8 protein-coding genes are annotated in these 12309 nt (G+C 73.5%); 5 read left to right on the top strand and 3 right to left on the bottom strand.

All coding sequences use genetic code 11. The annotated features are described in order from the left end of the window. Nucleotides 1-10: 10 nt before the first annotated feature. On the bottom strand, nucleotides 11-1081 hold the full coding sequence (locus ACLQ29_RS12355; RefSeq protein WP_393369392.1) for a zinc-dependent metalloprotease: 1071 nt from the start codon (nucleotides 1079-1081) through the stop codon (nucleotides 11-13). A 102-nt stretch (nucleotides 1082-1183) separates the two neighbouring features. After that, the gene (gene dacB, locus ACLQ29_RS12350) at nucleotides 1184-2653 is read right to left on the bottom strand and encodes a D-alanyl-D-alanine carboxypeptidase/D-alanyl-D-alanine endopeptidase (protein WP_425772034.1); all 1470 of its coding nucleotides are present in this window, start codon (nucleotides 2651-2653) and stop codon (nucleotides 1184-1186) included. 630 nt (nucleotides 2654-3283) lie between these two features. Between dacB and ACLQ29_RS12345 the strand changes: the two genes are divergently transcribed. Then, nucleotides 3284-3790, top strand: coding sequence for an inorganic diphosphatase (locus ACLQ29_RS12345; protein WP_099849144.1), 507 nt, complete (start codon nucleotides 3284-3286; stop codon nucleotides 3788-3790). A 31-nt stretch (nucleotides 3791-3821) separates the two neighbouring features. Here ACLQ29_RS12345 and eccD read toward each other — a convergent pair whose 3' ends face one another. Next, a complete protein-coding gene (gene eccD, locus ACLQ29_RS12340) occupies nucleotides 3822-5225 on the bottom strand; it encodes a type VII secretion integral membrane protein EccD (protein ID WP_425771747.1) in 1404 nt (467 codons plus the stop codon). Nucleotides 5226-5326: 101 nt separating this feature from the next. On the opposite strand from eccD, the gene eccCa reads away from it, so the two are divergent. The 4 genes from eccCa to ACLQ29_RS12320 all read left to right on the top strand — a co-directional run bounded on the left by eccCa (nucleotide 5327) and on the right by ACLQ29_RS12320 (nucleotide 12300). After that, a complete protein-coding gene (gene eccCa / locus ACLQ29_RS12335; protein ID WP_425771746.1) occupies nucleotides 5327-9301 on the top strand; it encodes a type VII secretion protein EccCa in 3975 nt (1324 codons plus the stop codon). Between the two features lie 74 nt (nucleotides 9302-9375). After that, nucleotides 9376-10713 (top strand): type VII secretion-associated serine protease mycosin, encoded by a 1338-nt coding sequence (mycP, locus tag ACLQ29_RS12330; protein WP_425771745.1) that lies wholly within the window; start codon nucleotides 9376-9378, stop codon nucleotides 10711-10713. A 53-nt stretch (nucleotides 10714-10766) separates the two neighbouring features. Beyond that, complete coding sequence (locus ACLQ29_RS12325; RefSeq protein WP_425771744.1) at nucleotides 10767-11558, top strand: phosphatase PAP2 family protein; 792 nt, start codon at nucleotides 10767-10769, stop codon at nucleotides 11556-11558. A gap of 37 nt (nucleotides 11559-11595) precedes the next feature. Continuing rightward, nucleotides 11596-12300: a phosphatase PAP2 family protein gene (locus ACLQ29_RS12320; protein ID WP_425771743.1), complete on the top strand. Its 705-nt coding sequence runs from the start codon at nucleotides 11596-11598 to the stop codon at nucleotides 12298-12300. The last annotated feature ends 9 nt before the right edge of the window (nucleotides 12301-12309 follow it).

Below are 12309 nucleotides of genomic sequence, written 5' to 3'. Positions count from 1 at the left end.
CGGCGGGCGGTCAGCCAGCGGCCGGGATGGTGCCGGCCGGGCCGTGCACCCGGGCCACCCAGGCATCCGGGTCACCCAACTCGGACAGTCGGGGCAGCGTGAGCGGCGAGTTGAAGATCGAGTTGAACCCCTCCATGCCGACCCGCTCCACCACGCCGTGCACGAACTTGCGCCCCTCGGCGTACTGGCGCATCTTGACGTCCACCCCGAGCAGCCGGCGGATCGCCTTCTCCAGCGGGTTGCCGGCCTCCCGACGCCTGTTGAACGATGCCCGGATCCGCTCCACGCTCGGGATCACCTGCGGACCGACGCCGTCCATCACGAACTCGGCGTGCCCCTCCAGCAGGGTCATCAACGCGGTGAGCCGGTCGAGCACCGCCCGCTGCGCGGGGGTCTGCACGATGTCCAGCACGCTTGTGCGGCTCTCCGGGTCACGGACCGCCTCGGACAGGGTGGCCACCCCGCGCCGCAACCGCTCGACGAGGTGCTCGCTGCCGCTGGACGAGGCGTCGACGAACGCCTGCACCTCGCCGAGGAAGTAGGCCCGCATCCACGGGACGGCGGTGAACTGGGTCCGGTGGGTGACCTCGTGCAGGCACACCCAGAGCCGGAAGTCCCGCGGGTCCGCACCGAGCTTGCGCTCCACCTCGACGATGTTCGGTGCGACGAGCAGCAGTTGGCCGGGGTCGGCCGAGAAGACCTCGTACTGCCCGAGCACCCGACCGGAGAGGTACGCCAGCACGGTGCCGGCCTGCACCCCGGTCAGCCGGGAGCCGACCGCCTCGGTCAACGCGCTCGGCTGCTTGTCGCCGGACAGCCGGCTCACCAGCGGAGTGATCACCTCGCGGAGACCGGCGATGTTCGTCGCGGCCCAGTCGCGCCGGTCGACCACCCGGACCGGCGGATGCGCCACCTGCGCCCGCAGCCCCGTGTAGTCGGCCACGTGCCCGGCCGCCTCTTCGGTCAGCCGGCGCAGGTCGCCGACCACGTCGGTAGCCTCGGCGTACGACACCCGGGGGCCCGACTTGCTCAACGCCCCCGCGGTGGCGGCGGCCAGATCCCAGTCCACGAACTGCGCCATGGACCCACCGTACCCGCGCCGCGACACCCCGGCCCAGGCTCGCGTCCGCGATCGACGGCGATGGCCGCCCCGACAGGGGCCGCAGACCTCGGGCGGCGACGGTCAGCGGCAGCCGCAGCCGGCCAGCGCGGCGGTGATCCGATCCAGCGCCGGTTGGGCGGTTTCCTTTCCGCCAGGCACCCGATCCGTGAGCACCGCGAAGGTGAGTAGCCGACCGTCGGCGGTGGTGACCAGGCCCGCAATGGAGTGCACGGCGGTCAGTGTGCCGGTCTTCGCCCGGACGCTGCCCGCCCCGGCGACGGTGCCGGCAGCCGTGCGGTAGCGCTCGTTTAGGGTCCCGGACCAGCCCCCCACCGGCAGACCTCCGAAGACACCGGCCAGTTCCGGATGGTCCGGGCTGGCCGCCAGTCGGAGCAGGTCGGTCAGCAACGACGGGCTGATCCGATTGTTGCGGGACAGCCCGCTGCCGTCGGAGAGGGTGATCTCGTCGGCGGGCAGACCCAGCTCGGCCACCTCCGCGTCCATCGCGGCAGCGCCGCCGTCGAACGAGGCCGGCTGGTTGCGGGCCAGCGCGACCTGCCGAGCCAGCGCCTCGGCCACCAGGTTGTCACTCTCGCTGATCATGATGTCGACCAGGCGGATCATCGGCGGAGACTGCACCACACCCAGCTCGGTGCCCGGCGCCGACGTGCCACCGGCTGCGGCGGGCGCCGGTGCCGTGCCACGCTTCACGGCGTCGCCCGGCACGCCGAGCAGCCGGGCGAACGACCTGCCGGCGGCCAGATCCGGCTCGGCGAACCGCTCCGCGGCCCCGTGCGGGACACTCGGGTCCCGGCGAGCGCCGTCGGTCATCAACGCCGTCACCGCGCCACCAGACCCACCGGTGGGGATGTCGTCGTCCCAGCCCGGGCCGTAGACCGGGCCGGAGTAGACCGAACCGTCGACGGTGACACTCGTCGGGGTGGTGCCGCCGAGCGCCGTACGCACCTGGGCGGCCAGCTCGTCGAGCCGCGCCGCGCCCGGGTAGTAGCCCTTCTTGCCGATCGCGAGGGTGGGATCGCCACCGCCGATGATCACCACCTCGCCGGCCTTCGTGCCGGCCACCGCGCGGGTGGGGATCCGGTAGCCGGGTCCTCGGGCTGCCAGTGCCGTCACCGCGGTCGCCAGTTTGGTCACCGAGGCGGGCACGGTGCCGTCGTCCGCCCCCTTGCCGAACAGCGTCTGGCCGGAGATGACATCGGCCACCGAGACGTTCACCCGATCGCCCAGGGCGGCGACTCCGACAAGCGGGGCGAGAGCGGCACGAACCCCGTCCGGGGTAGGTGTCGGAGCGTTCGGGTCCGGCCCGGGCAGCACGTCCGACGGGTCCGGCTCCGGGCTCACGCCAGCGGCGTTCGGGGCGGACCCGGAATCGTCGCCCAGCCATCCGGCGACCGGGCCAGGTCGGGCGACGACGACTCCGACGCCGGCGAGCACCAGCAGCAGCACGACGGCCAGCACCAGCGGCAACCGCCGCCGACGAGGTGGCGCGTCGGGCGTGGGCGCCGGCGCGGCACCGGCGGACGACGGCAGCGCGGAGATCGGCGGACCCAGCGGCGGGACTCGACCGGGGGCGGCGTTCGGGCCAGGCCACGGGCCGGGCGGAGCCGGGCTCACCGGGACCGACGCACTACCGCGCGACGGGCCACCCGAGGTCGGGCGGGAGGGAGCCGGACTCACCGGAACCGACGCACTACCACGCGACGGGCCACCCGAGGTCGGGCGGGAGGGAGCCGGACTCACCGGAACCGACGCACTACCACGCGACGGGCCGCTCGTCGGTCGGTCAGTGCCGACCGCCGGGAAGCGACGGTTGTTCGGGGGTGGGCCGGCCGGTGGACGCCACGGCAGTGGCGGCGGTGTCGCGGGTGCCGGCGTCCCGGGCTCGGGAGCCCGGGGCAGGTGGGCCTCGGGCACGGGGACCCGACCCGTGGCGCCGCCGGGGCCGGATCGTCCGGTACCGTGCGCGGAGCCCTCGTCCGGGCGGTAGTGTGAATCTTCCCTCCCCACGACCCCCTCCTCCCCCAGCGAAAATCGGCTTGGGTGACACTACTTCGGTCCGAAGACTATGCGGCGGCCGGAGTCGGCGGGTGGGCATTCACCTGTCCGGAGGGGCCGCCAGTGGTTCCGTTAGCCAGCGTGGGCAGACGAGGGAGCGTGCAGATGGATTTCGACGTGACGGTTGAGATCCCCAAAGGTCACCGGAACAAGTACGAGGTGGACCACAAGACCGGCCGCATCAGGCTGGACCGCACCCTCTTCACCTCCACCCAGTACCCGGCCGACTACGGGTTCATCGAGGGCACTCTGGGCGAGGACGGCGACCCGCTGGACGCGCTGGTGCTGGTCCCCGAGCCGACCTTCCCGGGCTGCCTGATCCGCTGCCGCACCATCGGCATGTTCCGGATGACCGACGAGAAGGGCGGGGACGACAAGGTCCTCTGCGTGCCCTACGAGGATCCTCGCCAGGAGCACCTGCGCGACATCCACCACCTCGGCGAGTTCGACCGGCTGGAGATCCAGCACTTCTTCGAGGTGTACAAGGACCTGGAGCCCGGCAAGTCGGTGGAGGGCGCGACCTGGGTCGGCCGCACCGAGGCCGAGGCCGAGATCCACGCCTCCTACAAGCGGGCCAGGGACGCCGAGGCGCGCGGCGAATCCATGCACTGACGACTGCTGACGCAACGGGCCCGGTGGCCGCTCAACCGAGCAGCCCCCGGGCCCGGTCGTACAGGTCGAGCACCGCGCAGGCGATCGGCACCACCGCGACCGCCAAGGCCGTGTCGGTGAGGTCCGCGACCCTACCGAGGTACGGCGAGACCGGCCGCCGGGCGTATCCGGTGCCACTGGCGGCGGCCACCAGAGCCAGCGCCGCACCGCCCAGGACCAGCGCCAGCCGCCCGACGTCGTCGGCCCGGCCGACGAGCACCGCGCCCAGCACGGTGTAGCCGGCCAGCCCGGCCAGCACCGTCGGGACCCGGTGTCGCAACGCCACGAACAGCCGCGACCGCAGCAGCAGCACCGCCGAGGTGACCGCCAGCAGCACCCGACCGGCCGTCGCCCCGGCAACCCCGAGTACGACCGCGGCGGCCACCGCCAGCAGGGCGTGCCCGATCAACATCCCGGTGAGCACCTCCTCGGTGCGGGTCACCGCGGCGTGTACCCGGCTCCGGTCCGGCAGGTCCCGGGCCCGCTCCGGCCCTTCGGTGGGGGTCGACGTCGGCAGGGTGATCGGTGGCAGGGGCAGTTTGCCCAGCCGGATGGCCAACAGCGGGATCACGCCGACGGCGAACACCAGTGCGCTGAGCAGCACCGCCGCCGTGCCGGCCGGGGTCAGCAGCAGTCCACCGAGCGCCGCAGCGGCGCCGATCAGGCCGACCGTGACACCGGCCACGAAGACCCGTAGCCGGCTGGCCACGCCCAGCAGGCCGAGCAGCGCCACAAACAACAGCGCCACGGAACCGGCCAGCAGCTCGGGCGCGCCCACCCAGCGGACCGGCCCGAACAGCCCGACCGGGTCGCCGGAGCCGACCGCGAGGGCGCCGGCCGTGAAGGCGTACGGCAGCGCGTAGCCACCGAGTGTCGCCCCGGCGGTGCCGTCGCCGTTGGCGCGGGAGGCGACCGCGCCGGCCACGGTGAGCAGCAGCGCCACCACGGCGGCGGCCAGCCAGCCGGCCTGGTACGTCGGGCCGCCGACGAGCAGGGCGAGCAGCCCGACGCTGAGTGGCACGGCCGCGCCGGCCAGACCGGCGGCCCGGGTGGCGGTGGGCGACCAGGCGCCGCCGCGGCGGCGGGCACCGTCGGCGATCGCCTCGACCACGTCGTCGTACTCCAGCTCGGGCCAGTGCGCGCGGGCCGGCACGAGGTGCAGCACCTCACCGTCGCGAACCCCCTGTGGCAGCAGCGCCTGGGCGGTCGCCAACAGCGCGCCGTCGGTGCGGCGCAGAACCCAGCCGCCGTGTTGCTCGCCGTCATCGGCCAGCCCGACGCCGGCGTGCCGGAGTACGTCGGGCAGCAGCTCGGCCAGGGGCACCTGCTCCGGCAGGGCGACGTCCACCCGTCGTTGCGGCGCGCTGATCGTGACGCGGGCCAGACCGGTAGTCATCGACTGGACTCCATATCGAGGGGGATCGGAGGCTGCGCGGACGACAGGACTTTACCTACCATGAGTCCGGCTCGGGTTACTTACCGCTAACAGGAGGCCGAGTGTCGACAGTCGTCATCAAGCGCCCGCCACGTAGACCGGCGCCGGAGATCCCCGCCGGCGAACTGCCGGTCGAGGCGCCGCCGGAGATCCCCGTGGTGGCCGGCGGGCGGTGGCAGCAGATGCTCATGCTGCTGCCCATGCTCGGCGGCACCGTGGCGATGGCGATGATGTTCGGCCGGGGCGGTGGCACCTACTCGTACGTGGTGGGTGGGATGTTCGGGCTCTCCTCGTTGGCGATGCTGGTGACCTCCTGGGGCAGCGCCTCCGGCACGCCGAAGAAGTCCGAGATGATGGCCGCCCGACGCGAGTACCTGCGGCACCTGGCCACGCTGCGGCGGCGGGTCCGACGGACCGCGGGACAGCAGCGGGCCGGGCTCTACTACCGGCACCCGGACCCGGGCGGGCTCTGGTCGACGGTGGACAGCCACCGGGTCTGGGAACGACGCCCCGCCGACCCGGACTTCGCGGTGGTGCGGGTCGCCGTCGGGCCGCAGACCCTGGCCACCCCGCTCGTCCCACCTGTCACCCGGCCGCTGGAGGAGCTGGAGCCGATGACCGCTGGAGCGCTGCGGCGCTTTCTGGACGCGTACTCCGTGGTGCCGGACCTGCCGGTGGCGTTGTCGTTGCGCAGCTTCGCCCGGGTGCACGTCCGGCCCGCCGGCCGCGGCGGCACCCCGACCACAGGTGGGTCGCCCACCGGTGACCCGGGGGCGCAGGCGCTGGTCCGGGCGGTGCTGACCCAACTCGCGGTCTTCCACGCCCCCGACGAGCTGCTCGTCGCGGTCTGCGCGGGTCCGGAACGCCGGACCTGCTGGGAGTGGGTGAAATGGCTCCCGCACGCCCACCACCCCAGCCGCACCGACGCGCTCGGCCCGGTACGGCTGGTCACCAGCTCCGCCGCCGACCTGGAACGGCTGCTCGCCGACGTGCTGGCCAGCCGGTCGCGGTTCAGCCCGGCCGGCCCGGCCACCGACGGGCCACACGTGGTGGTGGTCCTCGACGGCGGCGACCTGACCGGCGCCAGTGACCTGACCGGTGACGGCGGCATCGACGCGGTCACCGTGTTGGACCTGGACACTCCGCCGCCCCGGCTGCTCGACAGGTACGCGCTGCTGCTGGAGCTGCACGGCCGACGGCTGCACTCGTGGTCGTCCGACGGGCACGCCGAGGTGGGCACCGCCGACCAGCTCGACCTCGCCGACGCCGAGGCGATCGCCCGACGGTTGGCGCCGCTGCGGCTCGCCGGCACGGCCCGCGGGCCGGACGCCCCGCTCCAGGCCGACCTGGGCCTTCCCGAGTTGCTCGGGCTCGGCGACCCGGAGAGCTTCACGGCCGAGCAGGGCTGGTTGCCGCGCTCGGCACGCGACCGGCTGCGGGTGCCGATCGGGGTCGGCGTGGACGGCGGTGCCATCGAGCTGGACCTCAAGGAGTCCGCCCAGGACGGGATGGGCCCGCACGGCCTACTCATCGGAGCGACCGGTTCCGGCAAGTCCGAGCTGCTCCGCACGCTGGTGCTGGGGCTCGCCGCCACGCACAGCTCGGAGCAGCTCAACTTCGTGCTCGTCGACTTCAAGGGTGGTGCCACCTTCGCGTCGTTCGACCGGCTGCCCCACACCGCGGCGGTGATCACGAACCTGGCCGACGCGTTGCCCCTGGTCGACCGGATGGTCGACGCGATCAACGGGGAACTCGTCCGCCGCCAGGAGCTGCTGCGTCGCGCCGGCAACTTCGCGAGCGTGCGCGACTACGAGCGGGCGCGGGCGGCCGGCAGCCCACTGGCCCCGCTGCCGTCGCTGCTGCTGATCTGCGACGAGTTCTCCGAACTGCTCTCCGCCAAACCCGACTTCATCGACCTGTTCGTGCAGATCGGCCGGTTGGGTCGGTCGCTCGGCGTCCACCTGCTGCTCGCCAGCCAGCGACTGGAGGAGGGCCGGCTCCGCGGGCTGGACACCCATCTGTCCTACCGGATCGGGTTGCGTACCTTCTCCGCGCTGGAATCCCGCACCGTGCTCGGGGTGGCCGACGCCCACGAGCTGCCCCGCTCGCCGGGTCACGGCTACCTGCGCTCCGGCACCGACCCCCTGGCCCGGTTCAAGGCCGCGTACGTCTCCGGTGCCGGCCGGCGTCGGACCGTGCCGGCCGGCGCGCCCGCCGAGGGCGGCGCCCGGCTGCTCACCTTCACCACGCACGTCGTGCCGGTGCCCGAGCCGGCGACCCCGGTCGTGCCCGTCGTGGCGGAGGAGGAGGGCCGGGAGACACTGCTCGACCTGCTTGTGGACCGGCTCGTCGGGCAGGGCCCGCCGGCACACCAGGTCTGGCTCCCGCCGCTCGGTCCGCCACCGGCCCTGGACGAGCTGCTCGGTCCGGTCGAGGTGGACCCGAGGCGCGGGCTCACCGTGGGCAACCCGGAGCTGCACGGCGCGCTCGGAGTGCCACTGGCCGTCGTGGACAAGCCGTTGGAGCAGCGCCGGGACCTGCTCTGGCTGGCGCTGGACGGGGCCGCCGGGCACGTCGCGGTGGTCGGCGCGCCCCAGAGCGGCAAGTCCACCGCGCTACGCACGCTGATCTGCGCGCTGGCGCTCACCCACACCCCGGTCGAGGTGCAGGTCTACTGCCTGGACTTCGGTGGCGGCGGGCTGGCCGCGCTGCGCGACCTTCCGCACGTGGGCGGGGTGACCGGCCGGGCCGATCCGACCGCCGTCCGACGCACCGTGGGCGAGATGAGCACCCTGCTGGCCGACCGGGAACGCCGCTTCGCGGAGCTGGGCGTGGAGTCGATGGCCGCGTACCGGCAGCGCCGGGCCGCTGCGGGAACGAGCAGTCAGCCGGGCACCGATCCGTTCGGTGACGTGTTCCTGGTGATCGACGGGTGGAGCACGGTCCGGGGCGAGTACGACGATCTGGAACCGCTGGTCACCGACCTGGCCACCCGGGGCCTGTCGTACGGGCTGCACGTGGTCGCCACCGCGCTGCGCTGGCTGGACTTCCGGCCGGCGATCCGGGACCTGTTCGGCTCCCGGCTGGAGCTGCGCCTCGGTGATCCGTCCGACTCGCTTGTGGCTCGGCGTGCCGCCGCCAACGTGCCGGAGCGCTCCGGTCGGGGCGTGACCGCGGAGGGCCTGCACTTCCTCACCGCGCTGCCCCAACTCGCCGACAACATGGACACCGCCGATCTGGTCAAACGGGTCGCCGGCAGTTGGGGTGGCCCGTCGGCGCCTCGGGTGCGATTGCTCCCGCCGGTGCTGCCGTACGCCGATCTGGACCTGGCCGCGACGACCGGGCTGCGGCTGCCGATCGGGATCGCGGAGGCGGACCTGCGCCCGGTGCTGCTCGACTTCGCCACCGAGCCACACTTCGTGGTCTTCGGGGACTCGGAGTGCGGCAAGTCGTCGTTCCTGCGCGCGCTGGCCACGTCGATCATCACCCGGTTCACCCCCGAGCAGGCCCGGGTGATCCTCGTCGACTACCGGCGCAGCCTGCTCGGCGCCATCGAGACGCCGCACCTGATCGGGTACGGCACCGCCGCGGCGCACACCGCCGACCTGGTCGAGTCCGCGGCCGGTTACCTGGAGCGGCGGGCCCCCGGGCCGGAGGTCACCCCGCAACAACTGCGGGACCGCTCGTGGTGGTCCGGGCCCGAGCTGTTCGTGCTGGTGGACGACTACGACCTGGTGGCGGCCGGGCCGGCCAACCCGCTGCGGGCGCTGGAGGAGCACCTGCCGCACGCCCGCGACGTCGGGTTCCACCTGGTGCTGGCCCGCCGGTCCGGTGGTGCGGGCCGGGCCCAGTACGAGCCGATCGTGCAGCGGCTGCGGGAGCTGTCCACCGCCGGTCTGGTGATGGCGGGCAGTCCGGAGGAGGGTGCGCTCGTCGGGCCGGTGCGGCCGGGACCGTTGCCGCCGGGGCGTGGCCGGTTGGTCACCCGGAGGGAGGGCGTACGGCTCGTTCAGCTCGCACAACTGCCGCCGCAATGACGTGACTCGCCGGTTCTTCCCGTGACGGGTGGGGAAACCGGTAATCTCCGATCGTCATGGTTCCGTCGGGATGAATGGCTGGGGATGTGACAGGGGTGCGGCACAGCGGTCCGTCGGCGGCCCGACGGGCGACCGTCCGGGCGCTGCTCGGTGTGGCCGCGGCGCTCGCCGTCGTCGCGCCGACCGCGGCGGCCGTGCCCGTCGCCACGCCCAGCCGGGGCGGGCAGTTGGCCGGCGGGCCGACGGTGTTCGCTCCCGGCGACACGGTCGCTCGCACCGATCAGGTGCGCGACGAGCAGTGGCAGCTCGACGAGTTGCGGGCCGAGACGGCCTGGCGCAGCTCGACCGGCCGGGGCGTGACCGTCGCGGTGGTCGACTCCGGAGTGGACGGCAGCCATCCGGACCTGGTCGGCCAGGTGCTGCCCGGTCAGGATCTGGTCGGCGTCAGCGGGGGTGCGGGCCCGGATCCGGTGGGGCACGGCACGACCGTCGCCGGCCTGATCGCCGGACGCAAGGATGACAAGCGGGGCGTTGTCGGCCTCGCGCCGGATGCGCGGATCCTGCCGGTCCGGGTGCTCGACGAGGACAACCGCTACGACGACGCGCTGATCGTGGCCCAGGGGGTCCGCTGGGCTGTCGACCACGGCGCCCGTGTGATCAATCTGTCGTTGGGCGGCAGCGGCGACAGCCCCGCCCTGGCGGCGGCCCTGGACTACGCGTTCGTCCGGGACGTGGTCGTGGTCGCCTGCACCGGCAACCTGGCCACTTCCAGCAGCACAAAGGTGTGGTACCCGGCCCGTGAGCCGGGGGTGATCGCGGTCGCCGGCCTGGAGCGCAACAGCGAGGACCTGTGGTCCGGGTCGATCACCGGCCGGGCGACGGTGCTCAGCGCTCCCGCCACCGGGCTGGTCGGCGCCAAACCCCCGAACGGGTACTGGCGGGTGCAGGGCACGAGCTTCGCCGCGCCACTGGTGGCGGCCACCGCCGCGCTGGTCCGGTCCCGCTATCCACAGATGTCGGCGGGTGAGGTGGTCAACCGCTTGCTGGTGACCGCCCGGGACATCGGGCCGACCGGGCGGGACGACCGCTTCGGGTACGGGATGGTCGACCCGGTGGCCGCGTTGACAGCCGAGGTGCCACCGGTGACCGCCAACCCGCTCGACGATCAGACGTCCCCGGGGGTGACTGGTTTCGGCCCGGCGCCCGGCTCGGCTGACGACTCGGTGGCCGGCGCCGGAAGTAATCCGCTCGGTCTCGCCGCTCCCCGTCAGCAGAGCCGGTGGACGGCCCGGGCGGCAGGTGGCCAGGACACGTCGGCACCGGAGCAACTGTGGACCGGGTTCATGTTTCTCGTCGCCCTGACCGGCGGCGCCACTCTGCTGGTGCGCCGGTTCCGCCAACGATCCCGATGATCGAGGTCCATCGGCAGGCCTGACGGGTAGGCCGGTGGGGTAGAACCGTTCGCATGAGCGCGCCCGGCCCACGTACCCTCGGCACCGCCCGGCACCCGTCCTGGCGGCACCGCCGACTCGACCCGGACCACTCGCTGGGCCTCCGGCTGACACTCGCCGCGACGGCGGCGTTCCTGGTGCTGGTGCCGTTCACGCTGCTCGCGCTGCTGGTGCTCGGCGCCTGGGCGCCGCTGCACCGACTGGACTCGTCGGTCACCGAGTCCCTGCACGGTTACGCCGTCCACCACCCGGCCTGGGTCGTGCTGATGCGGGCCTGGAGCGAGGTGTTCGCGCCGATGCCGTTGCGGGCCGCCGCCCTGCTCGTGGTGATCTGGTTGCTGCGCCGGGAAGCCCGCCGGCTGGCCCTCTGGGCGACCACCACAATGGTGGTGGGTGGGCTGTTCGGCCCGTTGCTGAAGCTGCTCGTCGGCCGGGACCGGCCGGAGCTGCTCGACCCGGTGGCGCGGGCCGCCGGCTATTCGTTCCCCTCCGGTCACGCGCTGAACGCCACCCTGACCGCCGGGGTGCTGCTGCTGGTGTTTCTGCCGTACGTCGGCCGGGGAGTGGCACGGGTCGCGCTCTGGGTCGCCGCGCTGCTGCTCACCGTGGTGACCGGGTTGAGCCGGGTGGCCCTCGGCGTGCACTTCACGAGCGACGTGCTGGGCGGCTGGCTGCTCGGCGTGGCGGTGGTCGCCGCGACCACCGCCGCGTTCACCAGTTGGCGTGCGCACGCCGGTCTCCGGCCCGTCCAGCCGGCCCGCGACGGTGTCGCTCCCGAGGTCGAGCGGCACCCCGGAGCGGCCTGAGGCGTGCCGACGAGCCCCACCGGGTACTGGCCCAGCCATGTCCGACACCGTGGTCCAGATCATCCGGCGGGTGCTGCTGCCGGTGTCCCTCCTGTTCGGCGTCATGGTGCTGCTCGGGGTGCTGGTCACCCGGGTCTTCGAGCGGACCTGGCCGTTCACCGTCGAGGACGCGGTGAACCGGGAACTGGCCGGCGACCGTACCGGCGGCTGGAACAGCGTCTCGCTGGTGTTCAGCACCCTGGCCAGCACCCAGATGATCGTCGTGGTCACCGTCCTGGTGGCGTTGGCGCTGCGGCTCTGGCTGAACCGCTGGCGGGAGCCGCTGTTCCTGTGCGCAGCCGTGACCGCCCAGGCGCTGGTGTTCCTGCTGACCACGCTGGTGATCGACAGGCAGCGGCCGGCGGTGGAGCACATGGACGTCTCGCCGCCCACGTCGAGCTTCCCCTCCGGGCACACCTCCGCCGCGGTGGCGCTCTACGTCGGCATTGCCGTGCTGATGGCACTGCGGGTACGCAGCACGGGCGCGAAGGTCGCCTGGTGGACGCTGCTGCTGATGGTGCCGCTCGGGGTGGCGTTGACCCGGATGTACCGGGGGATGCATCACCCGAGCGACGTGGTGGCGTCCTTCCTCAACGGCGGCACCTGCGTCGCGATCATGGCCCGTGCCGTGCTGGACCGCGAGCTGCGGTGGGGGCGGGCGAAGCTGCCGACGGCGCGGCGAGCCGCGCCGGCCACCCGCTGACCGCGGCGG

Source organism: Micromonospora sp. DT228 (genome assembly GCF_049841595.1).
Lineage (GTDB): Bacteria > Actinomycetota > Actinomycetes > Mycobacteriales > Micromonosporaceae > Micromonospora.
This window is presented reverse-complemented; position numbering and strand designations above follow the sequence as displayed.